This is a genomic window from Allobosea sp. CCNWLY174 (genome assembly GCF_037120455.1).
GTDB lineage: Bacteria > Pseudomonadota > Alphaproteobacteria > Rhizobiales > Beijerinckiaceae > Allobosea > Allobosea lupini.
In genome coordinates, this window is the sequence record NZ_JBBBBQ010000001.1 from 163,680 (window position 1) to 188,728 (window position 25,049).

Sequence of the window (25,049 nt, forward strand, 5' to 3'; positions counted from 1 at the left end):
GGGCTCAGGAGGCCCGCCGATGCGCCATGCCTTCCTCACCGATGCGCAGATCGACGCTCGCGCCCTGGCGCATCGGCGCGGGCTCGGCTTTCGCGACGACGAGGCCGTAGAGGTCGCTGTGCTGCTGGTGAGGCTCAAGGCGCGCTACCCCGAATTCTCCTATGAGCGGGTGCTGGACGGCGCGCTCGGCGAGGCCGAGGCACAGTGGGATTCGCAAGCCAGGCGGCTGCTGCTTCCGGAAGCGGTGTTCCAGGCAGCCGAACGCGGCGAGGGCAGGGCGCTGATGACGGTTGCGCACGAGGTCGGCCATGCGCTGCTCGGCCATGAGGGCAGTCTGAACCGGGGGCCGGCCGGCGGACGGGCCGAGCGGGTTTCGGCGAAGCTCCGGTCGATGGAATATCAGGCGCGGCGCTATGCGGCCGCCTTCCTGATTCCGGACACCCCGGCGGTGCGCCGGCTCGACGCGACCGCGCTCAGCGAGCGCTACCGGGTCAGCATGAGCGCCGCGATCGTGCGCCATAGCGAGCTGAAATCCGGCGAGAGCGCACGAGCCCTGTCTTCGCGGCAAGGCTCGCTCGACCTCTGAGCCGCTTGCGGTCGGCGCGCCCGCAGGGCATGGCTCGGGCAACGTGACTGCTATCGAGGACGCCATGACCATCGCCGCTACCGGCCTGCCGCCGGCGCCGAAGCCCGCGCAACGCGCGCAGGGCGTTTCGCCCTTCATCGTCATGGACGTGATGAACGCGGCCGAGGCGATCGAGCGGCGCGGCGGCTCGGTCGTGCACATGGAGGTTGGTCAGCCTTCAGCGGCGACGCCGGCCAGCATCCGGGCCGCCGCGGCGCGGGCGCTGGAGCATGGCCGCATCGGCTATACCCAGGCGCTCGGCATCGGCTCGCTCCGGGCCCGGATCGCGCGGCACTATCGCGACACCTACGGCGTCGAGGTGCCGCCCGAGCGCGTCGTGGTGACGACCGGGTCCTCCGGTGGCTTCATCCTTTCCTTCCTCGCCTGCTTCGAGCCGGGCGCGCGCATCGCGATCACCGCGCCGGGCTATCCGGCCTATCGCAACATCCTGATCGCGCTCGGGCTCGAGCCGGTCGCGATCCCCGTTGGACCGGAAACACGCTATGCGCTGACACCGGAGCTGATCGCCAAGGCCCATGCCGAAAGGCCGCTCGCCGGCGTGCTGACGATGAGCCCGGCCAACCCGACCGGCGTGGTGATGACGCCAGAGGCGATCGCTGCGGTGGCGGCCGAATGCCGGCGGCTCGGCCTCTGGTACATCTCAGACGAGATCTATCACGGCCTGACCTATGAGCGGCCGGCGACGACGGCGCTTGCCGCCGACCCTGACGCGATCATCGTCAACTCCTTCTCCAAGTACTACTGCATGACCGGCTGGCGCGTCGGCTGGCTGGTGGTGCCGGAGCGGCTGGTGCGGGTGATCGAGCGGCTGCAGCAGAATTTTTCGATCTCGGTGCCGATGCTGAGCCAGGTCGCAGGCGAGGCCGCCTTCGACGCGCCCGATGAATGCGAAGCGATCAAGGCTGGCTACGCGGAAAACCGCGCTTACCTGCTGAAGGCGTTGCCGGAGATCGGGCTGGGCGATTTCCTGCCCGTCGACGGCGCCTTCTACATCTATCTCGACATCGGGCGATATTCGAACGATTCCATGAGCTTCTGCCGCGATGCTCTCGAGAATGCCGGCGTTGCGATCACGCCAGGGCTGGATTTCGACGAGGAGCGCGGGGCGAGGACGGTGCGGCTTTCCTTCGCCGGGTCGCTGGCCGAATGCGAGGAAGCGGTGGCGCGCCTGGGGCGCTGGTTGAAGGCGCGCTGAAGCGGGCGCTTGCCAAGGCGAAGCGGTGGACTCAATCTGATCCGGCTTGGGGGCAGGACATGGTCGCGATGCGGAACTGGCTCAAAGCCATGGCGTTGTGCGCGGCGGCGCTGCTGGCTGGCGTCGCCGCGGGCCCGGGCGCTGCGCAGCAGGCCAAGACGGATGCTGCGCCGGTCCTGACGCTGCGCGGCGACGAGACGCCCGAGACGGTGCGGAACCTGGTCGATGCCCTGTCGACCGGCGGACGCAAGGTCGAGATCAGGATCGCAGGCAAGGACGAGGTCAAGGCCCCAGCCGCGCCGGCCGCCGCGGCAGCGAGTTCTGGTGCTACACCGCCAGCCAGTGCTCCCGCCGAAAGCGAAACGCCAGCCGAGGCGTTCTGGGATCATTTCGTCGATGGGGTGTCGCAAGGCCTCGGAGCCTTGCCGCGCCTTGCCCAGATACCGGACGCCTGGCGTGCTGCCTGGGCGCAGAACCGCAATGGTTCGGCCGGCTGGTGGCTTTCGGTGGCCGTTGTACTCGCGTTTGCCGTAGCCTGGCTGTTTCGGCTCGCGACCAAAGATTGGTTCACGCGCCGGCTGCAGCCGCAAGGGCCGGAGTTCACGCCGCGCCTGATCGCGTCGTCCTGGGGCTTGCTGCAGGACCTGGCGACACTCGGGCTCTGGCTTGCAGTGCTGCATGCGGTCCGCAAATTCTGGCTGCCGGAGCCCGACCTTGCCCATATGGTGCTGCGCACGATCGCCAACGGCCTCACCATTGGCTCCGGATATCTGATCCTCGGACGCTTCCTGCTCGCTCCCGGGGCCTCGGAACGTCGGATCATGCCGCTGCCGCGGGCCGAGCGGGCTTTCAAATTCCTGATCTTCTTCGGCATTCTCACACCCGTACTGCTGACGGCGACGGTGTCGATCCAGCATGCCACCGGCCCTGCAACCGTCGTCGGGCTGTTCGCCCTGGTCAGCATTGTCTCGACCTTGTTCAAGGTCTGGTGGTTCATCGATGCACGGCACGATCTTGCGGCGCTCATCCTTGCCTCGGCCCATGAGCCCGGGCCGGCGCGCCGCGTGATCGCGTGGACGACGGGTTGGCTCTATGCAGCGCTCGCCGTGCTGATCTGGATGGTCGGCAATGCCTCCTCGATGATGGAGGGGGGCGCGCGCTGGGCGGAGGCTGCCGCACTGACGCAGTTCATCATCGTGCTGGCACCGATCCTGGCGGTCGGCGTTACCAGCCTGATGGCCTGCCGGCAGGCACATGCGGCGGCGATGGGCGAGAAGGCGCCGCTTTCGCTCGCGGTCGGACATGCGCTGCGGGCTGCCGCCGGCGGCGCGATCTGGGCCGGCGGCTTCTATTTGCTGGCGCGGCTCTGGGCCGGCTTCCTTTTTGGCGTCAGTTCCGATCAGTTCGCCGTGCTGATGCGCCAGGCGGGGGGCGTTGCCGTGCTCGCCTTCGCGGGCTGGGTCGCGATCGTTTTCCTGCGCAGCTTCTTCGACGCCTATGCGCCGCCCCGGGCTGCGGCTGGCCCGGCCGATGAGGATGCGGTTTCGCACGACCATGTGCCGTCACGGCTGGCGACTGTGATGCCGATCCTGCGCGGCGTGGTACTCACCGCCGTGTTCGGTCTGACCGGGCTCGTCCTGCTGTCGCGCCTGGGTGTCGATATCGGTCCGCTGCTGGCGGCCTTCAGCATCCTCGGCCTCGCGATTTCGTTCGGTTCGCAGGCGCTGGTGCGCGACATCGTCTCCGGCTTCTTCTTCATGCTCGAGGACGCTTTCCGCGTCGGCGAATATGTCGATACCGGCCGGCTCAAGGGCACGGTCGAGAAGATCTCGTTGCGTTCGATGCAGCTCCGCCATCAGAGCGGCCAGGTCCACACCGTGCCGTTCGGCCAGGTCCAGTCGCTGACCAATGCCAGCCGCGACTGGGCGACGGTGAAGTTCAACGTCCGCCTCGACCATTCCGCCGACATCGAGAAGGCGCGCAAGACGATCAAGAAGATCGGGGCGGCGCTGCTGGAGGATCCGGAATACGGGCCGCATTTCATCGCCCAGCTCAAGATGCAGGGCGTCGCCGACATCACCGAAGCGGCGATCGTGATCAGGCTGAAATTCACCGCCAAGCCGAACCAGGCCTCGATGCTGCAGCGCGAGGCGCTGAAGCGGGTCTATCGCGGGCTGATCGAGGCCGAGGTGCCCTTCGCTTCCAATGCGGTGACGGTCAAGGAAGGCAGCGGCAAGAGCGCTGCCGCGGCGATCGCGACCATCCCGCCGCCGACGCCGCTCGCACCGGCGGCGGAGTGAAGCAAGTCCCGCTCAGCCGGTCTGCTGCCCGAATTCCAGGATGAGGAAGAAGCCGAAGCCGACGAGAGCCAGCAGAGTCCCCATGCCGGCGGCGAGGCGGGCGGCCGAGAGCTGGCGCTGCCATGCATGGCGCCGATCGGCGCGCTCGGCGTCGTGCTCGCGGCCGTGCTTGCCGAACTGGCTGGCATAGAGATCAGGCGTCATCTGCGGGCCGACCGGCAGATTCCCCTCAAGCTCGTAGCGCACCGCAACGAAAAGGGTGAACAGGCCGATGAGGCCGACGCCGAGCCAGCCGATCGCCTGCTGGGCGATGACGGCCACGCCGATCAAGCCGGCGCAGGCAAGGGCGGCGATCACGACTCGCTCGGCGTTTCGCGGTGGCCGCATATGCTCTCCGCCTAAGGAAAAGGCCGCCGCGATCGCTCGCGACGGCCCTGATATCACTTGCGTCCGGCCAGCTTGTTCCACCAGCCACCGCGCTTAGGCCGGTCCGGATCCGGTGGCGTCAGCACGACCGCGACGGGCTCCTCGACGACCCGTGGAGCAGGCGCCGCTTCGACGACCGGTTCGGGGGCCGGAGCGGCAACGGCTTCAGGCGTTGCCGGCTCGGGAGCAGGCGCGACCTCAGCCGGGGCGGCGGCGACGCCATCTTCGCTGATCGGCACGACCTTCTTGCGCGAGCGGCTCCGCTTGGGCTTTTCCGCCGGCTCGGCGACGCTCTCCGCTGCGCTCTCCACTGCCTTGGCAGCTTCCTTCACAGCCTTCTTGGGGGCTTCGGCGGTTTCAGACTGTGCCTCTGTCTCTGCCTCCGCCTTCTTGGCACGGCCGCGGCGCGCCCGCTTCGGCTTGGCATCGGCCTCCGGCTCCGCAGCAGGCGCTTCGGTCACGGCCGGAGCTTCCTCCTCGGGGGTAGCCGCGACAGGAGCCGAAGCAGTGTTCTCGTCCTCGCCGGAGTCGTCTTCGTCGCTTTCGGCCTGGTCGTCGCCCTCGGCAGCGCCTTGCTGGTCCTGCCCGTCACGCTCGCCACCACGCCGGCGACGCCGGCGCCGACGCCGGCGGCGCCCGTCGCGACTCTCCTGGCTTTCGCCCTCGGCAGCGGCGCGCGGCTCAGCCGCGGTCTCACGTTCGGCCCCGCTTTCAATCTCTGCCTCGGCCTCAACCTCGACTTCGACGATGTCCTCGTCCTCGGGCTCGTCGATGATCGCTTCGGCGCGCATGCTGGAGACCGGCACGACGCGGTTCTCGTTGCCGACGAACTCGCCGCGCTCGACCTCGAAATAGCGGGTGCCGAGCAGGGCCGCGTCGGCCGAGACGGTGATCGTGATGTTGAAGCGCTCCTCCAGGTCGCGCAGATGGGCGCGCTTCTGGTTGAGGACATAGAGCGCGACCTCGGGCCGGGTGCGGACCTCGAGATTATGCGAGGCGCTCTTGATCAGCGCCTCTTCGAGGGCGCGCAGGATCTGCAGCGCGATGGAGGGCGTCGAGCGGACGAGGCCGGCGCCGGCGCAATGCGGGCAGGGCACCGAGGAGCTCTCGAGCACGCCGGTGCGGATGCGCTGGCGCGACATCTCCAGCAGGCCGAAGGCGGAGATGCGGCCGACCTGGATGCGGGCCCGGTCGTTCTTCAGGCACTCCTTCAGCTTCTTCTCGACCGCGCGGTTGTTGCGGTTCTCCTCCATGTCGATGAAATCGATCACGATGAGGCCGGCAAGGTCGCGCAGGCGCAGCTGGCGCGAGATTTCCTCGGCCGCTTCGAGATTGGTCTTGAGGGCGGTGTCCTCGATATTGTGCTCGCGGGTCGAGCGCCCGGAGTTGATGTCGATCGCGACCAGCGCCTCGGTCTGGTTGATGACGATATAGCCGCCCGATTTCAGCGTCACCGTGTTCGAGAACATCGCGTCGAGCTGGCTCTCGACGCCGAAGGCGGCGAAGAGCGGGGTCTGCTCGCGATAGGGCTTCACACTCTTGGCATGGCTCGGCATGAGCATGCGCATGAAGTCCTTGGCCTCGCGATAGGCGCTCTCGCCGGCGACGTGAACCTCGTCGATGTCCTTGTTGTAGAGGTCGCGGATCGAGCGCTTGACGAGGTTGCCCTCCTCATAGACCAGCGCCGGAGCGACCGAGCCGAGCGTCAATTCGCGAACGCTCTCCCACATCCGCATCAGATATTCGTAGTCGCGCCTGATCTCCGGCTTGGTGCGGGAGGCGCCGGCGGTGCGCAGGATGATGCCCATCCCCTCCGGCACCTCCAGCTCCTGGGCGATCTCCTTGAGGCGCTTGCGGTCCTCGGCATTGGTGATCTTGCGCGAGATGCCGCCGCCCTTGCCGGTGTTCGGCATCAGCACCGAATAGCGGCCGGCGAGCGAGAGGTAGGTGGTGAGGGCCGCGCCCTTGTTGCCGCGCTCCTCCTTGACGACCTGGACCAGGATGATCTGGCGGCGCTTGATCACCTCTTGGATCTTGTACTGGCGACGCAGATTGCGCGGGCGCTCGGGCATGTCGTCGAGAGCGTCGCCGCCGCCGAGCTGCTCCGGCTCTTCCTGGGCTTCGTCGCCGCTGTTCTCCTCGCCGTCCTCGTCGTCCTGCGACGGGCGGCGCGCTTCAGCCGCTTCGTCTCCATCCTCGGAGGCCGGCGCCTCGGCGGTGGTCTCGAAGGTCAGCGGCGCGGAATTCTCGGCCGCGTCCTCATTGGCGGATTCGGCGATCTCGGGCGCGAAGCTCTCGCCGAAGGCGGGGGCGCCTTCGTTGACCATGGCCGCTTCCTTGCCGTTGGTCTCGACCAGGTCCCCAGGCTGGGCGGCGCCGGCATCGACCTCGGCGCTGACGGTCTCGCCGCTCTCGGCGGCACGCTTGGGCCGGTTGTCGCGGTCGCGGCGGCCGCGGCGGCCACGGCGCTCGCGCTTCTCCTCGTCGCGCTCCTCTTCGCGCTCGGCGCGCGCTTCCTCGGCGAGCAGGGCCTGCCGGTCGGCGACCGGGATCTGGTAGTAGTCCGGATGAATCTCGGAGAAGGCGAGGAAGCCGTGGCGGTTGCCGCCATACTCGACGAAGGCGGCCTGGAGCGAAGGCTCCACCCGCGTCACTTTCGCCAGATAGATATTGCCGCGGAGCGGCTTGCGGCTGGCTGATTCGAAATCAAACTCTTCGATACGCGAGCCGCGAGACACCACGACCCGGGTCTCTTCCGGGTGGGTGGCGTCGATGAGCATCTTGTTGGCCATGGCACAATTCCATTGGCGCGGCGGCCTCGGCAATCCGCCGGGCCGCGGACATGCGTCCACGGCCGCGGGCAGGGGCACCGCGCGTTTGCCGGCTGAAGCCGGCCTGTTGCAGGGAGAGGAGTTCGGTCTGGGACGGACGACGGAAGCGAGTGGCGGAGCGGGCAATCAGCCCGTCGCCACCTGAGAGGTTTCGACGAAACACCGAAAAGGAGAACGGCGTCGTTTGCTCCGACATCTTACCTTTGACCTGCAGCACGCCTCGAACGGGGCGCACCGCGTTGACACGCTCGCGGACAACAAGACCGGCGCCGATTGCTGCCTGGCGCAAGCCCGTCCGCGGACGATTCCGTTGCTGGCTGCCTTCGCGCCGGCCTGGATCGGGATGATCCGGTCGTTCGGCCAGTTCGCAGGGCGTCAGCGGGCCAGGGACCCGGTTTGCGCGCTGCGGTAGCCTTCGCGATGCAACCGTCTCCATTACAGACAGGCGATGCATTTTTGCAAGCGCGTTAACGGTGGGTGATCGGGCAGGCGCGGTTTCCGCTGTCGGTCGGCCGTGGTAACGGGTTGTCAACGATTGGCGACGCTATGGTTAAGTCTTGTTAAGCGTCGAACCAGCGAATCGAGGAGCTTCCTCCTGCTTCACCGGCTTCGCCTCTCCGCAAAGGGCGTCCCGCACCGCATCGCCATGCCGGCCTTGCGGCTTCTCGCATGTGCGGCACTGCTTCTATCGTCACTCTCTCTCGCAGCTGCGAATTCGCCGGCGCGTCTTGCCGCCACCGACCTTCCGGTCGCCACCGACGCGCGGCTCGAGGTCAATGGCGAGAATGTCCGGTTGAGCATGGCGCTGTCGCGGCCGGTGAGCGCGAGCGCCACGGTCATGGCAGGGCCCGATCGCGTCATCGTCGAGCTGCCCTCGATCAACTTCCAGGTCGACCCGAAACAGGGGCGCAAGTCCGCAGGCTTCGTCTCCGGCTTCCGCTACGGCCTGTTCATGGCCGACCGATCCCGCATCATCCTCGATCTCGCCCAGCCAGCCGCGGTAGCGAGCGTCTCGGTCAAGCCGGTGCGCGGCGGCTTCGGCGAGCTGGTCGTCGAGTTGAAGCGGACGAGTCGCGAGGAGTTTGCCGCGCTCGCCCGCGAAGCGACGGCGAAGACGCAGCTGCCGAGTATCCCTGTCGAGCGCAAGGCCGAGGGCGATTCGCGCCGGATCGTGGTGATCGATCCCGGACATGGCGGCATCGACCCCGGCACCCAGGTCGCGGCGATCGCCGAGAAGGCGGTCGTCCTCGCCTTCGGGCTGAAGCTGAAGGAACAGCTCGAGGCGCAGGGGCGCTACCGGGTGATCATGACCCGCTCGGATGACACCTTCATTTCGCTGAACGACCGTGTCCGTATCGCACGCGGCGTCGAGGCCAGCCTCTTCATCTCGATCCACGCCGATTCGCTGGCGCAGGCCCAGGACGTGCGCGGCGCCACCGTCTACACCGGCTCGGAGCGCGCAAGCGATGCCGAGGCGGCGCGGCTGGCGGCCAAGGAAAACCAGGCCGATGCCGTCGCGGGCCTCGACTCGAGCGAGGACGTGCATGATGTCGCGGGCATCCTGATGGATCTCGCCAAGCGCGAGACCCGCAGCTTCTCGACGATCTTCGCGCGAAACCTGGTCGAAAGGCTCGGTGGCTCGGTGAAGATGCACAAGGTGCCGTTGCGTTCGGCAGGTTTTCGCGTATTGACCGCGCCTGACGTGCCGTCGGTGCTGATCGAGCTCGGCTACATGTCGAGCCCGAAGGATGCCGAGCTCCTGAATTCCGAGGGCTGGCGCACGCAGGCTTCCGCGGCCGTCCAGCAGGCGATCGACCAGTATTTCGAGCGCCTGCAAAGCCCCGGCAAGGCCGCGCAAAGCAAGCCTTGACTGTTCGACGGTCGAAGATGGCGATTTGTGGTCGCAAAGCCACGGTTCCGCCATTTCTGCCGTGATATAGGAATGAGTTGAAAATCAGCCGGGCAGGTCGCGACGCCAAAGGGGGAGGGCGCCGATACTGCCGCTAGCCAGGGTCAAAATTCTCGATGCGGTTCATACTGCGCCTTTTCGGATGGGCGTTCGCCGTCGGTACGATCCTGTTCGTGATCGGCGTCGCGGGCGCGGCCGGCGTGATCTGGCACTACTCCAAGGACCTGCCCGATTCGGCGCAGCTGCGGAATTACGAGCCGCCGGTGATGAGCCGCGTCCATGCCGGCGACGGCAGCCTGATCGCCGAGTTCGCGCGCGAACGGCGGCTCTATCTGCCGATCCAGGCGGTGCCGAAGCTGATCATCGACGCCTTCCTCTCGGCCGAGGACAAGAATTTCTACAAGCATTTCGGCGTCGACCCCGAGGGCCTGGCCCGCGCCGCGGTCTCGAACTTCCGCAATCGCGGCTCCGGCCGCCGGCCGCAGGGCGCCTCGACCATCACCCAGCAGGTGGCGAAGAACTTCCTGGTCGGCTCCGAGCAGAGCATCGAGCGCAAGATCCGCGAGGCGCTGATCGCGCTGCGAATCGAGTCGACCTATTCGAAGGACAAGATCCTCGAGCTCTACCTCAACGAGATCTATCTCGGCGCGCCGGCGCCGGGGCAGGGCAGCTACGGCGTCGCCGCTGCGGCGCTGAATTATTTCGGCAAGTCGGTGCATGAGCTCAACGCGCAGGAGGCGGCCTATCTCGCCGCGCTGCCGAAGGCGCCGACCGACCTGCACCCGTTCCGCAACCGCGAGCGCGCGATCGAGCGCCGCAACTACGTGCTCGACCGCATGGCCGAGAACGGTTTCCTCAAGCGGCCGGATGCCGATGCTGCGAAGAAGCAGCCGCTCGGCGTCAACCCGCGCACGGTCTCGCCGAACCAGATCGCCGCCGGCTATTTCGCCGAGGAAATCCGGCGCGAGCTGCAGGACCGCTATGGCGAGAAGAAGCTGCTCGAAGGCGGCCTCTCGGTGCGTGCCACGGTCGATCCCAAGATGCAGCTGATGGCGCGCAAGGCGCTGGTCGACGGTCTCGTGCGCTTCGACGAGGCGCGCGGCTGGCGCGGCGCGATCCAGAAGATCGACGCCGCGAGCCGCGAATGGGGCCTCGCCATCGCCGAGCTGCCGGTGCTCGGCGACGTCAAGCCCTGGCGCCTGGCCGTCGTTCTCGACGCCAGCGGCGACAGCGCTCGCCTCGGCCTGCAGCCTGTCCGCGAAGCCTCGGGCCAGCTCCGTCCGGAGCGCGAGACGGTGACGCTCGGGCCGGACGGCATCCGCTGGACGCGGCGTACACGCGTGTCGCAGGCCGTCTCGCCGGGTGACGTCGTCTATGTCGAGCCGATCGACGGCAAGCCGGGCCAGGTTCGCCTGCGCCAGATGCCCGAGGTCAATGGCGCGATCACCGTGATGGACCCGTTCTCGGGCCGCGTGCTCGCCATGGTCGGCGGCTTCTCGCATGACCAGTCCGAGTTCAACCGCGCGACGCAGGCGCTGCGCCAGCCGGGCTCGTCCTTCAAGCCCTTCGTCTATGCGACCGCGCTCGACAACGGCTACACCCCGTCCAGCATCGTGCTCGACGCGCCGATCGAGGTCGACCAGGGCGGTGGTCTCGGCATGTGGACGCCGAGCAATTACGACGGCAAGTTCACCGGCCCACGCACGCTGCGCTACGGCATCCAGTTCTCGAAGAACCTGATGACGGTGCGCCTCGCCAAGGATGTCGGCATGCCGCTGATCGCGGAGTATGCCCGCCGCTTCGGCATCTATGACGACATGCTGCCGGTGCTCTCGATGTCGCTCGGTGCCGGCGAAACCACGGTCATGCGGATGACTGCGGCCTATTCGATGCTGGCGAACGGCGGCAAGCGCATTCGTCCGACGCTGATCGACCGCATCCAGGACCGCTGGGGCGCGACGATCTTCAAGCACGACCAGCGCACCTGCGAAGGTTGCGAGGCCGAAAAGTGGAGCAACCAGCGTGAGCCGCGCCTGATCGACAATCGCGAGCAGGTCCTCGATCCGTTGACCGCCTACCAGATGGTCTCGATGCTCGAAGGCGTCGTCAATGCCGGCACCGCGACGGTGGTCAAGTCGGTCGGCAAGCCGCTCGCCGGCAAGACCGGCACGACCAACGACGCCAAGGACGTCTGGTTCGTCGGTTTCTCGCCGGACCTCGCCGTCGGCGTCTATATGGGCTTCGACAAGCCGAAGTCGCTCGGCAACTCGGCGACGGCCGGCCAGTACGCCGCGCCGATCTTCCGCGACTTCATGCAGGTCGCGTTGAAGGACAAGCCGGCGACGCCGTTCCGCGTGCCGCCCGGCATCAAGCTGATCCGCGTCGATCCCCGCACCGGCATGCGCGCCGGCGGCGAGGGCGGCATCCTCGAAGCCTTCAAGCCGGGCACGGCGCCGCCGGACAGCTATTCGGTGATCGGCGCTTCGGACGGCACCGGCGGGGCGATGAGCGTCGCGCCGGCGGGCGGGCGCTCGGTCGGCTCGGGTACCGGCGGTCTCTACTGAGCCGCCGGGCCGAGCGCGGTACAGTCGATCTCAAGATCGAAGGGCTTTGGCCAGGACGCGACCGGGACGAAGGTTCTGGCCGGTGGATCGACCGGGAAGAATTGAGCGTAGACCCGGTTGATCGTGTCGTAATGGCCGGCGTTCGCGGCGTAGACCCGGATCATCAGGACGTTTTCGGCACGCGATCCGGCCGCCGTCAGGCAATGCAGCAAAGCCTCCAGACAGGCCTTGGTCTGGGTGGCGATGTCGCCCTCGCGAAGCTTGCCGCTGTCGAGATCCAGCGGCGGCATTCCCGAGACGAAAACCAGACCGCCTCCGGCCGTCACCGGCGACAACGGCACGTTCATATCCCGGAGTGCCGCAGAGAGTACCGGTACTTTGACGATGCGCCGCGCGCTCACCGGTCCTCTCCCATTGCATGTCGCAACGCCGCCCGAGCGAGCAATCGAGTCGAATCGAGTGTCGGCAGCGCGGAATTATCGTCATCGATGATGAGCGGGATTTCGGTGCAGCCGAGAATGACGGCATCGCATCCCTGACTCTTGAAGTCGTCGATGACGCGCTGGAACGTCAGGACTGAATCCCGGCAGAATTTTCCGTAGACCAACTCGTCCATGATGATCCTGCTTGTCAGGTCGCGATCGGCGGCGGACGGCCTGCGGCACTCCAGGCCGATACGGTCGAGGGCCTCAGGGTAGACTTCGCTGTCGACCAGCCACGCCGTCCCGGTGAGGCCGAGGCGACGACAGCCGCGCCGCTGCGCTTCTGCGGCCACGACTTCGGCAATATGCAGCCATGGACGCGGTGAGCGCCCGGCCAACAGCGAAAATGCCTGATGGATCGTGTTGTCGGGGCAGATCAGAAAATCCGCACCGGCGGACGCAAGCTTATGCGCCGAGGCGAGCATAAGGTCGGCAACGCCGACTAAGTCGCCATGATCGAGGTACGCGACATACTCCGCGAGGGAGGGGGTGTGCAGCGATACTTCCGGGTGGGCATGCGGGCCAAGCAACGCTGCTCCTTCTGAGCAGATCGTGCGGTAGCACAGTGCCGCCCCCTCGGCCGAGCAGCCGACAATACCGATATGCAGCGTCATTCTCCGATCTCCAGACTGGCGCCGTCAAAGTGGTGCCTTGTGTTGCATTATATCGAACAACAGTACAATATAATGCTATTGGTGGGATGCCGGTCAAGAGAATCGGCGGAGCCGCCGGTCAAGAGGGTGTGTCTCATGTCGATCGGAGCCGAGAAGGGGCCGCATCACGGCCCGGCAGAGGACGCAACCGGACCGAGCGCGCTTGTCGCACTCGCCGTACGTCGCGAGCGTGAGCGTCTGGGGCTAACGGCAAGCGATTTGGCGAAGCGCGCTGGCCTTTCGAAATCGACGCTGTCGCAGCTCGAGGCCGGCAACGGTAACCCGAGCATCGAGACTCTCTGGGGACTGGCTGGCGTCCTCGGCGTGCCGGTCAGCCGCTTGATCGAACCGCCGCGACAGGGTGTGACCGTGGTGCGCGCCGGGCAGGGAGCGACGGTACGCGCAGAGCAATCGGATTATGCTGCGACGTTGCTCGCGACGTGCCCGCCCGCGGCGCGACGAGACATCTACAGGCTCGTCGTGCAGCCTGGTCAGCCGCATGAATCCCAGCCGCATCGGCCTGGCACGGTCGAGCACCTTCTGCTCTGTCAGGGGCGTGCCCTGGCCGGCCCGATCGGAAGCGCCGTCGAATTGTCCGCGGGCGATTTCATCAGCTACCCGGCCGACGTCCCGCATCTGTTCGCAGCTCGCGAGCCAGATACCAGCGCGATGCTCATCATTGAAACCATCTGAGGGCCAAGCGATGTTGACCGAAGAGCAATCCCATCAGGCCGCCGAGCTGCTTGTCGAAGCGGAGAGGACGCGCCAGCGCATGCCCCAGCTCAGCATGCTCCATCCCGAGATAACGCTCGACGAAGCCTACCGTATCCAATCGTCATATGTGCGCCAACGCCTCGATGGAGGCGCTCGTATCGTCGGACACAAGATCGGCCTGACGTCACGGGCCATGCAGATCGCTGCCGGGATCGCCGAGCCGGACTATGGTTGCATCCTCGATGACCGGCTGTTCCGCGATGGCAGCCAGATCTCCGCGGCGATGTTTCTGGCGCCCAAGATCGAGGTCGAACTCGCCTTCGTCATGGGCGAGGATCTGACCGGGCCGGGATGCGCGGTTCACGATGTGCTGCGTGCGACCGAGTTCGTCATGCCGGCGCTCGAGATCATAGATTTTCGCACGGAGGCGCCACTCGTCGTGACTGATACGATCGCCGACAATGCCGCATTCGGTGCACTCGTAACCGGCGGGAGGATCGTGCGGCCATATGAGGCCGACCTGCGCTGGATCGGTGCTACGCTGTCGCGCAATGGCGTGATCGAGGAATCGGGCGTGTCGGCGGCGATTATGGGACATCCCGCAGCTGGCATCGCTTGGCTCGCCAACAAGCTTGCAGCTCACGGCGTCACGCTCCGACGGGGCGAGATCGTGCTCTGCGGCTCCTTCACGCGCGCCGTCGACGTGGTGGCCGGCGATGTCTTCCACGCCGATTTCGGCCGACTCGGCGCAATCGGAGTTTCGTTCGCCTGAAGCTTGCTCCGCCGGTTACCGTCGACGATTGAGCATTTACAGCTGGCATCATCCCCCCTATCTCCAGCTGCCAACAGCGACCGAAAGCGGACAACGCGAACCAATCATGCGACCCGAAATCCAGACGCAACTCGACAACGCCAAGCAGTCGATCGGACTGCTGAGGAGGCATCTTTGACTGGGATGTCGCACAACGACGCCTGGCGGAGCTGAACGCGCTCTCCGAAGGCCCCGATTTCTGGAACGACGCGGAAGCCGCGCAGAAGCTGATGCGCGAGCGTACCCAGCTCGAGACGCAGATCGAGGGCATCACGCGGCTCGAGCGTGAGGTCGAGGATGCGCTGACCCTGATCGAGCTCGGCGAGATGGAAGACGACGCGGCCACGATCGCCGAGGGCGAAGCTGCGATCAGGACGGTCGAGGTCGAGGCTGGCCGGCTGCAGGTCGAATCGCTGCTCTCCGGCGAAGCCGACATGCTCGACACCTATGTCGAAATCCACCCCGGCGCCGGTGGTACCGAGAGCCAGGACTGGGCCGAGATGCTGCTGCGCATGTATCGGCGCTGGGGCGAGCGGCGAAAGTTCAAGGTCGACATGCTGGAATACCAGGACGGCGACCAGGCCGGCATCAAATCGGCCACGCTGCAGTTCAAGGGCCATAACGCCTATGGCTGGCTGAAGACGGAGTCGGGCGTGCATCGGCTGGTGCGCATCTCGCCGTTCGACTCCAATGCGCGGCGACAGACGTCCTTTGCGTCGGTCTGGGTCTACCCAGTCGTCGATGACCGCATCGTCATCGACATCAAGGAATCCGACTGCCGCATCGACACCTACCGGGCCCAGGGTGCCGGCGGCCAGCACATCAACACCACCGATTCGGCGGTGCGCATCACCCATATCCCGACCGGTATCGTGGCGGCCTGCCAGCAGGAGCGTTCGCAGCACAAGAACCGGGCCAAGGCCTGGGACATGCTGCGCGCGCGCCTCTACGAGGCGGAGCTGAAGAAGCGCGAGGAGAAGGCCAACGCCGAGCAGGCTTCCAAGACCGATATCGGCTGGGGCCACCAGATCCGCTCCTATGTGCTGCAGCCCTATCAGCTGGTGAAGGACCTGCGCACGGGCGTGACCTCGACGGCGCCCTCCGATGTGCTCGACGGCGATCTTGACCCGTTCATGGAAGCGTCGCTGGCGCAGCGTGTCTACGGCACGAGCGTCGAAGTCGAAGACATCGACTGAGAGCGGGCTCGCTTCGACTGGCTTATCGAATCAAAACAACCGGTTGCAGGTCAATGCTGCAGCCGGTTGTCAGGAGTTGCGCTCGTCGGTCGCGGACTGTCAGAGCTGCCCGGCCAGCTTGTCGCCGGCACGCAGGAAACGATTCGGATCGGCAGGCTCGCCATCGATGCGTGTCTCGTAGTGCAGATGAGGGCCCGTCGAGCGGCCGGTGGAGCCGACGCGGCCGACCAGCGTGCCGGCCGTCACCATCTGCCCCTCGCTGACCAGGATCGCCGACATGTGGGCATAGCGGGTGCTGAGGCCGCCGGCATGCTCGATCTCGACCAAATTGCCGTAACCGCCGGAATACTCGGCCGTCACGACCTTGCCCGGGCCGGTCGCGCGTACCGGCGAGCCGTGCTCGGCACGCAGGTCCATGCCGGTGTGCAGGGCCGCGCCACGCGTGAAGGGATCGGCGCGATAGCCGTAATTGGAGCTCAGCTCGAGTTCTCCCGCGAGCGGCCGGCGCAGCGGCAGCTGCTCGACGAGGCCGCGGAGGCGGAAGACGGTCGCGATACGCGGCTGCAGCGAACTCAGGGTTGCCTCAAACGGCCCCGCTGACGGATCGAGATTGACCGGGACCAAGGGGCCACCGACGCCCTTCGGGGCCTGGACGGCGACAGCGAGCTTGTCGGTGTCCAGGCGGGTTTCGGCAAGGGCGCTGCGCAGCGTCTTCTGGGTATCGCCGAGATTCCTGTCGAGTTCGCGCAAGGCTGCGAGTTGCGTGACCGAGCTGCGCTCGATCGACTGGTCGAGCTGGGTCAAGGCCTCGGCGACGCGCTTGGCCGGCGCGACCGGCGCTTCGGCCTCGCCCGACTGCCAGGGCGCCGGGCGGTCGTCGGCGCCGCGCAGCGGCAGGGTCTCCGGCGCCGGAGTCGGCTTGCCCGGGGCGAAGGGCGCGAAGCTGGTGACGCCGGAGGCGCGGACCGGTTCCTCGGGCTTGATCATGCGCTGGCGCAGCGGGTTCTTGGCCGCCTGCGACACACCGATCCCTGCCGATTGCAGGCTTTCGGCGACAGCGCTGACCAGAGATTGTCGCGATTCGAGCTCGGCCTGGCGCGCGGCGATCTCGCCGACGCGGGCCTCGACGCCGTCCTGGTCAAGCAAGGCGCGGCTGGCGAGCCGGTCGACATCGGCGCGCAGGGCGGCGATCCGATCCTCATAGGCGTATTGGCGGGAGGTCTCGCGGCTGATCAGCCGCGCGGCGAGGTCGTCCTTGCGCAGGATGTACCAGCTCGTCGCGCCGCTCCAGGCAGTGGTCAGCGCCAGGAGGCTGAGACCGAGCACCGCGGTCGAGCGGCGAACGGTGAAGCTGCGGCGGGCAAGAATGCCAGTCACTGCAAGCTCGTGGCCGGCGGCCTGAGCACGGGAATCCAAGGAGGTCATACGCAAAACCGGGAGTGACGCTGCGATAGGATGATTAGACCTCGTTAGGGTTAACCAATCGCAAATCGCAGCGGGTTTTGCGGATCTCCGCGAGCCGGCCTCAGAGCTCCCGGGCGGCCGCGAGCACGGCCTCGGCATGGCCCTTGACCCGGACCTTGGCCCAGACGCGGACGATCTTGCCTGCCTCGTCGATCAGGAAGGTGCTGCGCTCCACGCCCATATAGTGGCGGCCATACATCTGCTTCTCGACCCACAGGCCGTAGGCTTCGATCGCCTGGCGTTCCTCGTCGGAGACCAACGTCAGCTTCAGGTCGTATTTCTGCTTGAACTTGTCGTGGCTCTTCACCGAATCCGGCGAGATGCCGATGACGGTTGTGCCGGCGGCGGCGAAATCGTCCAGCAGCGCGTTGAAGGACAGCGCCTCGTTGGTGCAGCTCGTCGTGTTGTCCTCCGGATAAGCATAGAGCACGACCTTGCCACCACGCAGGCTGGACAGCGTCAGCGAGCCGCCACCATCTGTCGGCAAGGTGAAGTCGGGGGCCTGGATGCCTTCGCTCAATGCCATCTTCGCCTTCCTTTGGTCGCGATCACATGTAACGGCCGGTAGAGCGGTACGCCGCAAGCCGGCTTAGATCACAAACCGGACCCGCTGGGAACGAATCAGCTAGCCTGCCGTTGCTGTACCGCTCCCGGGATCAGGCGCATCATGCGAATGGCTCGGCGGCCCTCGCACCAGCCATCGCATCGATCCGCACGATTCGACCAACAAGACAAGAAGCGATTCGTTGAGCAAGGACAGCAAGATCGACGCGGCCCCAGCACCCGCCAGGACCTCCGAGGCGGAGTGCCAGGAGGTCGCTGCCGTAACCAGGCGCGCCTGGCGTGGGATCGTCGTGGTCGCGGCTGCGGTCTGCATGGCCATGGTGGCCCTAGGGCTCGGCGGCGTCGCCTTGCTGGTGACCGGCGTCGTTCCTCTGCCGGGACTGGAGGGGCGGATCTCGGCAGCGATAGAGGAGCGGCTCGGCCCGAACTGGAAGGTCGAAGCGGGGAATGCCGAGCTCGACCGCGTCGATGGCCGCTCGCGCCTGCGGGTCCGCGAAGTCTCGTTCCGGCATGCCGGCGGCGCATCGTTCCGGGCGCCCGAGGCGGTGCTGGGCTATGAGCCGATGGCGCTCCTGCGCGGCGATATCCGCCTGGTCTCGCTCGACCTGCGCGGCGTCAACATCCGGCTCGGCGTGAGGCAGGACGGCTCGCTGCTGCTGGAGCAGGACGCCCAGCCGGAGCAGTCTCCGAAGGCGCCGGTTGCAGGCGACCCCGTCGATTGGGACGCTTTTGCCGGGGCGATGAACGCGATCGGCGCGCTGGTCTCTAATGAGGGGCTGCTCGGCTCGCTCGAGGTCGCCGGCATCGGCGGGGCGCGGGTGACGCTGATCGACCCGGCCGGACGGCAACGCTCCGGCCTGGAGGATGTGGACATCAAGCTCGAGCGGTTCGGCGGCGGCCAGGCCCGGCTGTCGATGAAGGGGCGGATCGGTCCGCGCTGGAAGGAGCTGGCGATCGACCTTGCGAGCGCGCCGGACGGGACGCGCAGCGCGACCATCGAGATCCAGCGCTTCGAACCGGCGGAGGCGGTAGCGCTGGCCTTCGGCAACGCCATGGTCGCTCTCGATGGCCTGGCGCTCAGTGGCAAGATCTCGATGACCCAGACCGGCGGCGGCGAACGCAGGATCGCCGCAGGGCTCTCCGTCGCGCCGGGGGTGGTCAAGGTCCCCAATGCCGGGTTCGCCCCGGTCGAGATCCAGGGCGCCAAGCTCGACTTCACCAGCGAGGACGGCCTCAAGACGGTCAAGATCGCGACCGCCCAGCTCCAGGCTGGCGAGACCAGGCTCGCCAGCCGCGGCGAGGCGCGCAACGAGAGCGGCATCTGGCGTTTGGCGCTTGAGGGTGCCGGGCAGGTCGCCGGCATCGACAAGGATCCCGCTGTCGTCATTTCGACCTTGCATACGCAGCTGGAGGTCGACCCCGGCGCGGGTGAGATCAGAATGGGCCAGCTCTCGTTCAAGGGGCCGCTGATCAACGCCGAAGGCTCGGGCATGGCGCGCCGGCGCGACGACAAGAATTCGCATCGCTTCCAGATCAGGGCCGTCGATACCGACATGCGCGCGGCGCTCGCCGTCTGGCCGGCCGTGACCTCGCCCGGGCTGCATGGGGCGCTGGTCGAGATGGTGAAGAGCGGGCGGGTCGAGGAGATCGACGTCAGGCTGGCGATGTCACCGGAGGCGAACGCCCGGCTGGCGGACGGCAAAGGCATGGATGACGACGCCGTCGCCGTGAGCCTCAAGGCCTCGCAGGTCAGTTTCCTGCCCAATCCCGGCTTGCCGCTCCTCACCGATGCCCGTGTCGTCGGCTCGACGACCGGCCGCACCGTCGATCTCACGATCTTGCAGGCCACGGCTGAGGTCGGCGAGGGCCGCAAGCTCCAGCTCGGCGAAGGCACCTTCGCCATGTCCGACACCTGGGCGGACCGGCCGCAGGCGCGGATCGGCTTCAAGTCGACAGGCCCGGCCGATGCGCTGGTCGCGCTCCTCAATTTCCCGTCGCTGCGCGAATTCTCGCCGCTCAAGATCGAGCCGGGTGCGCTGCGCGGCTCGATCGATCTCACCAACCAGCTCTCGCTGCCGCTGGTCAACGATCTGACGTTCAATGACGTGCTGATTCGCAGCACTGGCACGCTTTCGAACGTCGCCTCCGACAATCTGCTCGGTGGCGAAAAGCTCGAGGGCGCCAATCTGGCGCTGAACTACGACCGCGGCCAGCTCGCGATCAAGGGCGAAGGCAGGGTCGGCGGCGACAGGGCGCCGATCGAGCTGAGGCAGAATGCAAAGGGCCAAGGCGAGGCGACCGTTTCGCTCAATCTCGACAGTGCCGCGCTGAAGCGGCGTGGCCTCGGCCCCGAGACTGGCCTCAGCGGGGCGATGCAGGTCAAGGTCGTGAAACCGCTCGGCAAGAGCCCCGAGGCGCCGCCGCGCATCGAGGTCGACCTGACCAAGGCGGCGATCGACACCGGCGTGCCCGGCATCAGCAAGCCGGCCGGCCGCGCAGGCAAGGCAGTCTTCACCTATGTCGTCGACGATGACGGTCCGGATCTGGAGGATCTGACGATCGAGAGCGCGCCGCTCCTGGCCAAGGGGCGAATCTCGCTGACCAGGCAGAACGCGTTCGAGAGCGCGAGCTTCTTGCAATTGCGCCTGTCGCCGGGCGACAACCTGACCAAGGTCGAGATCGGCCGCGATGGCGGCCTGACCAAGCTCTCGGTGCGCGGGGCGGTGCTCGATGCCCGGCCCTTCATCCGCGAGCTGTTCGATGCGCCTGCCGCCCCCTCCAGAAGCGGCGCACGCGGCGGCCAGAACGCCGCGTCCGGCCCCGATTTCGACCTCGATCTCGATGTGCCAATCCTGACCGGCTTCAACAGCGAGGCGCTCGGCAATTCGCAGCTCAAACTCTCGCGCCGGAACGGTGCCGTCCGCTCGATCGCTTATCAGGGCCGGATCGGCAAGGCAGACCTTTCGATCAAGCAGGTCAGGCAGGGTGAGGGGCCGGGTTCGATCGTGGTGCAGTCGGAGAACGGCGGCGCCACCTTGCGCTTCCTCGACCTCTATCGTCGTGCCTATGGCGGCGACCTCGTGCTGCAGATCGGGGCCGCCGAGGGGCGCCAGCCGGGCGAGCTGCTCCTGCGCAACTTCACGGTGCGGGACGAGCCGGCCCTGCGCCGCGTCGTCGGCCCGCCGGGCTCTCAGGCGCCGGGCGCGCTCGACAGCACTGGCGCACCAGCCCCGCGCATCGATGCGAGCGATGTCGCCTTCACCAAACTGCGCGCCGAGTTCGTGCGCAGCGCCAGCCGGATCGACATCAACGACGCGGTGCTCTGGGGCCAGCAGGTCGGCTTCACGATCCAGGGAAATGTCGATTATGGGCGCGACCGCGTCGATATCGGCGGCACTTTCGTGCCCGGCTATGCTTTCAACAACGCCTTCGCTCAGGTGCCTGTGGTCGGCATGATCCTTGGTGGTGGGCAGTATGGCGGGCTATTCGCAGTCAACTTCCGCGTCTCGGGCTCTGCCAGCCAGCCGACCATGACGGTGAACCCGCTCTCGGCCATTGCGCCCGGTATCCTACGCCGCTTCGTCGACCCGCTCGGCGGCGGACCGGTGGGGCAAGGGCGACCCGGCGGCAACGCTACCGTGCCAGGAACTCCGGAGCGCTAGAATAGGCGCTCGGTTCGCGATGTGAACCGAGAGCTCCAGCTCGCATTTGCCAAGTGTAGCGGTCACACCGGCCGCAACAGGACGTGCTTTTTCTTGCCGAAAGAGAGCTTGACCGCGCCGTCGACCAGATCGGCCGGCGTCAGCGTCGCGCGCTCGTCCGAGACCTGCGCATCGTTGACGCGCAGGCCGCCGGCCTTGATCTGGCGGCGGGCCTCGCCGGTCGAGGGCACGAGACCGGCGCTGACGAAAGCGCTGAGCACGCCGAGGCCGGCGTTCAGCTCGGCTGCCGGTACCTGGACGCTCGGCAGGTCCTGGGCGGCTCCGCCTTCCTCGAAGGTCTTGCGGGCGGTCTCGGCCGCCGCCTCGGCCGCCTCGCGGCCGTGCAGCAGCGCGGTGGCCTCGGTCGCCAGCACCTTCTTGGCCTCGTTGATCTCCGAGCCGCCGAGCGCGGCAAGCCTGGCGATCTCGGACAGCGGCAGGCGTGTGAACACCTTGAGGAAGCGGCCGACATCGGCGTCCTCGGTGTTGCGGAAATACTGCCAGAACTCATAGGGGCTGAAGAGGTCGCCATTGAGCCAGACGGCGCCGCTGGCGGTCTTGCCCATCTTGGCGCCCGACGAGGTCGTCAGCAGCGGCGTCGTCAGCGCGAAGAGCTGCTTGCCCTCCATGCGGTGCGAGAGGTCGACGCCGTTGATGATGTTGCCCCACTGATCGGAACCGCCCATCTGCAGGCGGCAATCATAGCGGCGGCTGAGCTCGACGAAGTCGTAGCCCTGCATGATCATGTAGTTGAATTCGAGGAAGGACAGCGACTGCTCGCGATCGAGCCGCAGCTTCACCGAGTCGAAGGAGAGCATGCGATTGACCGAGAAGTGCCGGCCGACATCGCGCAGGAACTCGACATAGTTGAGCTTGAGCAGCCAGTCGGCGTTGTTGACCATCAGCGCGTCGGTCGGGCCGTCGCCATAGCGCAGGATGCGCGAGTAGACCTTCTTGATGCTTTCGATATTGGCGTTGATCTCCTCGATCGAGAGCAGCTTGCGCTGGTCGTCGCGGAAGGACGGGTCGCCGACCATCGAGGTGCCGCCGCCCATCAGCGTGATCGGCCGATGCCCGGTCTCCTGGAACCAGTAGAGCATGGTGACCGAGATCAGGTTGCCGATATGCAGGCTGGTCGCGGTCGCGTCATAGCCGACATAGGCCGTCTGCGGCCCCTGCAGGCAGAGCTTGTCCAGCTCCTCAGGATTGGAGATCTGGTGGATCAGGCCGCGCTCGTCGAGCACGCGGAGGAAATCGGACTTGAAGGCGTTCATGACGGGACTCGATGGTTTGGCGGTTCTCGCGTCATGGTCGGGCTTGTCCCGACCATCCACGTCTTCTCTGGTCGCAGGCAGTGTGCAAGACATGGATGCTCGCCACGAGGGCGAGCATGACGGCGTTGGCGCTCAGGCCTTTTCCTGCTCGCTCTTGAGGATCTCGGGGCCGACCTTGCGGTCGAGATAGACGCCGACCTGTTCCATCAGCTGGTCGACGCGGCCGTCGAAGAAGTGGTTGGCGCCCTCGACCACGGCATGCTCGATCTGGATGCCCTTCTGGGTCTTCACCTTCTCGATCACCGCCATCACCTCCTTCACCGGGGCGACGCGATCTTCCGAACCATGCACAAACAGGCCGGAGGACGGGCAGGGCGCGAGGAAGGAGAAGTCGTAGCGGTTGGCCATCGCGGCGATCGAGAGGAAGCCCTCGATCTCAGGACGGCGCATCAGGAGCTGCATGCCGATCCAGGCGCCGAAGGAGACGCCGGTGATCCAGCAGCTCTTGGCCTCGGGGTTCAGGGCCTGCATCCAGTCCAGCGCGGCTGCGGCATCCGAAAGCTCGCCGGCGCCGTGGTCGAACTGGCCCTGGCTGCGGCCGACGCCGCGGAAATTGAAGCGCAGCGCCGAGAAGCCGCGGTTCACGAAGGTGTAGAACAGGTTGTAGACGATCTGGTTGTTCATCGTCCCGCCGAATTGCGGGTGCGGATGCAGGATGATCGCCAGCGGCGCGCCGCGCTTCTTGGCGGGCTGGTACCGCCCCTCGATCCGGCCGGCCGGTCCGTTGAAAATCACCTCTGGCATCACATCTCGCCTTTTGTCGGGCGAGGCACGCAGGCAGCGGGCTGAAAAGCGGCTTTGCTGCCGCCGAAAAGCCTGCCTACCCTTGACGACCCCGCCGCTCGCGCCCTACATCAAGCGCTTAGAATGGTTCTAACAGCCGTGAACAGAACCGGAACGTGCGAGCAAGGTCTGCTTGCGGTTCCGGTTCATCGCGGCTCGGACGGGCGGCTATAGCACGGCGCGGGGGTGCGATTTCAAGCATTTCGTGCCGCGTGTTCGGGCAAACCCGCCAGAGCGGAGCATGAGCGCAGGTGTTCGCGACGACCCGCAGCTATCTCGACCACAACGCCACGACGCCGGTTCGCCCCGTCGTGGCCGAGGCGATGCTGCGGGCCTTGCAGATGCCGGGCAACCCGTCTTCCGTCCACAATGAGGGCCGAGCGGCCCGCGGCGCGATCGAAAAGGCGCGCGAACAGGTTGCGGCGCTTTGCAGCGCCAAGGCGAGCAATGTCGTCTTCACCAGCGGCGGCACCGAGGCCAACGCGACGATCCTGTCGCCCGGCCTCAGCGATTGCAGCGGCGCGCGCGATTGCGTGCGGGCGCCGGTGACGCTGCTGCTCTCCAGCGCCAGCGAGCATCCTTGCGTGCGGGACGGTCATCGTTTCCCGATCGGCCAGGCCGAGACGATCCCGGTCGATGGCGATGGGCTCGTCGATCTCGGCTGGCTGGATGAGCGGCTGTCCCGTTTCGCGGCGGAACGGCCGGACGAGCGTGCGCTGGTCTCCGTCCATCTCGCCAACAACGAGACGGGCGTGCTGCAGCCGATCACCGAGATCGTCGCCATCGCCAGGCGCCATGGCGCGCTCGTACACTCGGACGCAGTCCAGGCCGCCGGCAAGATCGCCATCGATATCAATGCTTTGGGCGTCGATGCTCTGACGCTGTCCGCCCACAAGATCGGTGGCCCCAAGGGCGTCGGCGCGATCGTGTTCCGCACCGGCGCACTCGAACTCGTCGACAAGCCCCTGCGCGGCGGCGGCCAGGAGCGCGGCTGGCGCGCCGGCACCGAGAACATGCCGGGCATCGTCGGCTTTGGCGTCGCGGCGGAAGAGGCGAGCAAGGCGCTCGCCGGGGAAGCGGCACGTCTGACGGCGCTGCGTGACCAGCTGGAGGCACGGCTGATACTGCTCGCGCCCGATACGGCAATCTTCGGCGCTAAGGCTCCGCGCCTGCCCAACACGTCCGCCTTCGCCACGCCCGGCATCAAGGCCGAAACGGCGCTGATCATGCTCGATCTTTCCGGCGTCGCCCTGTCCTCGGGCTCGGCCTGTTCCTCCGGCAAGGTCAGGCGCTCGCACGTGCTGACGGCCATGGGCGTCGACCCTGTCATGAGCGAAGGGGCCTTGCGCGCCTCGCTCGGATGGACCACCTGCGAGGCGGACATCGACCAATTCATCGCGGCCTATGCCAAGGCGCTGGCCGCGAACCCGAACCGGAAGGTTCAGGCAGCCGCCTGAGGCCTTGCGCAAGACCAAG

At 66.9% G+C, this 25,049-nt stretch carries 18 protein-coding genes; 10 read left to right on the forward strand and 8 right to left on the reverse strand.

Annotation, left to right across the window (positions count from 1 at the left end):
• Positions 1-19: 19 nt before the first annotated feature.
• The 3 genes from V7S63_RS00860 to V7S63_RS00870 all read left to right on the forward strand — a co-directional run bounded on the left by V7S63_RS00860 (position 20) and on the right by V7S63_RS00870 (position 4,141).
• Positions 20-586: an ImmA/IrrE family metallo-endopeptidase gene (locus V7S63_RS00860; protein WP_336528877.1), complete on the forward strand. Its 567-nt coding sequence runs from the start codon at positions 20-22 to the stop codon at positions 584-586.
• 64 nt (positions 587-650) lie between these two features.
• Positions 651-1,841 (forward strand): pyridoxal phosphate-dependent aminotransferase, encoded by a 1,191-nt coding sequence (locus V7S63_RS00865; RefSeq protein WP_336528878.1) that lies wholly within the window; start codon positions 651-653, stop codon positions 1,839-1,841.
• Positions 1,842-1,909: 68 nt separating this feature from the next.
• Positions 1,910-4,141: a mechanosensitive ion channel family protein gene (locus V7S63_RS00870; protein ID WP_336528879.1), complete on the forward strand. Its 2,232-nt coding sequence runs from the start codon at positions 1,910-1,912 to the stop codon at positions 4,139-4,141.
• Positions 4,142-4,153: 12 nt separating this feature from the next.
• Here the strand turns inward: V7S63_RS00870 and V7S63_RS00875 are convergent, their stop codons facing one another.
• On the reverse strand, positions 4,154-4,498 hold the full coding sequence (locus V7S63_RS00875) for a hypothetical protein (RefSeq protein WP_336528880.1): 345 nt from the start codon (positions 4,496-4,498) through the stop codon (positions 4,154-4,156).
• 83 nt (positions 4,499-4,581) lie between these two features.
• On the reverse strand, positions 4,582-7,359 hold the full coding sequence (locus tag V7S63_RS00880; RefSeq protein WP_336528881.1) for an Rne/Rng family ribonuclease: 2,778 nt from the start codon (positions 7,357-7,359) through the stop codon (positions 4,582-4,584).
• 877 nt (positions 7,360-8,236) lie between these two features.
• On the opposite strand from V7S63_RS00880, the gene V7S63_RS00885 reads away from it, so the two are divergent.
• Both V7S63_RS00885 and V7S63_RS00890 read left to right on the forward strand, forming a co-directional pair.
• Positions 8,237-9,268 carry an N-acetylmuramoyl-L-alanine amidase gene (locus tag V7S63_RS00885; RefSeq protein WP_442896394.1) on the forward strand — a complete coding sequence of 344 codons (1,032 nt, stop codon included), beginning with the start codon at positions 8,237-8,239 and terminating at the stop codon, positions 9,266-9,268.
• A gap of 155 nt (positions 9,269-9,423) precedes the next feature.
• The gene (locus V7S63_RS00890) at positions 9,424-11,871 is read left to right on the forward strand and encodes a penicillin-binding protein 1A (RefSeq protein ID WP_091828631.1); all 2,448 of its coding nucleotides are present in this window, start codon (positions 9,424-9,426) and stop codon (positions 11,869-11,871) included.
• Here V7S63_RS00890 and V7S63_RS00895 read toward each other — a convergent pair.
• Positions 11,865-12,272: a RidA family protein gene (locus V7S63_RS00895; protein ID WP_336528883.1), complete on the reverse strand. Its 408-nt coding sequence runs from the start codon at positions 12,270-12,272 to the stop codon at positions 11,865-11,867. The two genes, V7S63_RS00890 and V7S63_RS00895, sit on opposite strands and share 7 nt — an antisense overlap.
• Complete coding sequence (locus tag V7S63_RS00900) at positions 12,269-12,967, reverse strand: aspartate/glutamate racemase family protein (protein WP_336528884.1); 699 nt, start codon at positions 12,965-12,967, stop codon at positions 12,269-12,271. Before V7S63_RS00900 ends, V7S63_RS00895 begins: the two co-directional genes overlap by 4 nt.
• 135 nt (positions 12,968-13,102) lie before the next feature.
• Between V7S63_RS00900 and V7S63_RS00905 the strand changes: the two genes are divergently transcribed.
• The 3 genes from V7S63_RS00905 to prfB all read left to right on the forward strand — a co-directional run bounded on the left by V7S63_RS00905 (position 13,103) and on the right by prfB (position 15,727).
• Complete coding sequence (locus V7S63_RS00905) at positions 13,103-13,699, forward strand: helix-turn-helix domain-containing protein (RefSeq protein WP_336528885.1); 597 nt, start codon at positions 13,103-13,105, stop codon at positions 13,697-13,699.
• A gap of 10 nt (positions 13,700-13,709) precedes the next feature.
• Complete coding sequence (locus tag V7S63_RS00910; RefSeq protein ID WP_336528886.1) at positions 13,710-14,492, forward strand: fumarylacetoacetate hydrolase family protein; 783 nt, start codon at positions 13,710-13,712, stop codon at positions 14,490-14,492.
• Positions 14,493-14,598: 106 nt separating this feature from the next.
• Positions 14,599-15,727, forward strand: a protein-coding gene (gene prfB / locus V7S63_RS00915) for a peptide chain release factor 2 (protein WP_100960621.1) whose coding sequence is annotated in 2 segments (ribosomal slippage) — positions 14,599-14,667 and positions 14,669-15,727 — 1,128 coding nt in all. Because the reading frame shifts where the segments join, the coding sequence is not laid out codon by codon here.
• A 99-nt stretch (positions 15,728-15,826) separates the two neighbouring features.
• On the opposite strand, the gene V7S63_RS00920 is transcribed toward prfB, so the two are convergent.
• Both V7S63_RS00920 and V7S63_RS00925 read right to left on the reverse strand, forming a co-directional pair.
• Positions 15,827-17,104 (reverse strand): peptidoglycan DD-metalloendopeptidase family protein, encoded by a 1,278-nt coding sequence (locus V7S63_RS00920; protein ID WP_336528887.1) that lies wholly within the window; start codon positions 17,102-17,104, stop codon positions 15,827-15,829.
• Positions 17,105-17,252: 148 nt separating this feature from the next.
• On the reverse strand, positions 17,253-17,717 hold the full coding sequence (locus V7S63_RS00925) for a peroxiredoxin (RefSeq protein ID WP_336528888.1): 465 nt from the start codon (positions 17,715-17,717) through the stop codon (positions 17,253-17,255).
• 220 nt (positions 17,718-17,937) lie between these two features.
• On the opposite strand from V7S63_RS00925, the gene V7S63_RS00930 reads away from it, so the two are divergent.
• On the forward strand, positions 17,938-21,417 hold the full coding sequence (locus V7S63_RS00930; protein WP_336528889.1) for a hypothetical protein: 3,480 nt from the start codon (positions 17,938-17,940) through the stop codon (positions 21,415-21,417).
• A 62-nt stretch (positions 21,418-21,479) separates the two neighbouring features.
• On the opposite strand, the gene tyrS is transcribed toward V7S63_RS00930, so the two are convergent.
• Positions 21,480-22,730, reverse strand: a complete 1,251-nt coding sequence (gene tyrS, locus V7S63_RS00935) for a tyrosine--tRNA ligase (RefSeq protein ID WP_336528890.1) — start codon at positions 22,728-22,730, stop codon at positions 21,480-21,482.
• A gap of 132 nt (positions 22,731-22,862) precedes the next feature.
• Entirely contained in the window at positions 22,863-23,534 is a 672-nt protein-coding gene (locus V7S63_RS00940) for an alpha/beta hydrolase (protein WP_091828656.1), read from the reverse strand.
• A 290-nt stretch (positions 23,535-23,824) separates the two neighbouring features.
• Between V7S63_RS00940 and V7S63_RS00945 the strand changes: the two genes are divergently transcribed.
• Positions 23,825-25,030 (forward strand): cysteine desulfurase family protein, encoded by a 1,206-nt coding sequence (locus tag V7S63_RS00945; RefSeq protein WP_336528891.1) that lies wholly within the window; start codon positions 23,825-23,827, stop codon positions 25,028-25,030.
• Positions 25,031-25,049 lie beyond the last annotated feature (19 nt).

Bases quoted from the DNA above. Each gene is read 5' to 3' on its own strand.
- V7S63_RS00860 (WP_336528877.1), top strand. From the start codon at position 20: ATGCGCCATGCCTTCCTCACCGATGCGCAGATCGACGCTCGCGCCCTG.
- V7S63_RS00865 (WP_336528878.1), top strand. From the start codon at position 651: ATGACCATCGCCGCTACCGGCCTGCCGCCGGCGCCGAAGCCCGCGCAA.
- V7S63_RS00870 (WP_336528879.1), top strand. From the start codon at position 1,910: ATGCGGAACTGGCTCAAAGCCATGGCGTTGTGCGCGGCGGCGCTGCTG.
- V7S63_RS00880 (WP_336528881.1), bottom strand. From the start codon at position 7,359: ATGGCCAACAAGATGCTCATCGACGCCACCCACCCGGAAGAGACCCGG.
- V7S63_RS00885 (WP_442896394.1), top strand. From the start codon at position 8,237: ATGGCAGGGCCCGATCGCGTCATCGTCGAGCTGCCCTCGATCAACTTC.
- V7S63_RS00890 (WP_091828631.1), top strand. From the start codon at position 9,424: ATGCGGTTCATACTGCGCCTTTTCGGATGGGCGTTCGCCGTCGGTACG.
- V7S63_RS00900 (WP_336528884.1), bottom strand. From the start codon at position 12,967: ATGACGCTGCATATCGGTATTGTCGGCTGCTCGGCCGAGGGGGCGGCA.
- V7S63_RS00905 (WP_336528885.1), top strand. From the start codon at position 13,103: ATGTCGATCGGAGCCGAGAAGGGGCCGCATCACGGCCCGGCAGAGGAC.
- V7S63_RS00910 (WP_336528886.1), top strand. From the start codon at position 13,710: ATGTTGACCGAAGAGCAATCCCATCAGGCCGCCGAGCTGCTTGTCGAA.
- V7S63_RS00925 (WP_336528888.1), bottom strand. From the start codon at position 17,717: ATGGCATTGAGCGAAGGCATCCAGGCCCCCGACTTCACCTTGCCGACA.
- tyrS (WP_336528890.1), bottom strand. From the start codon at position 22,730: ATGAACGCCTTCAAGTCCGATTTCCTCCGCGTGCTCGACGAGCGCGGC.
- V7S63_RS00940 (WP_091828656.1), bottom strand. From the start codon at position 23,534: ATGCCAGAGGTGATTTTCAACGGACCGGCCGGCCGGATCGAGGGGCGG.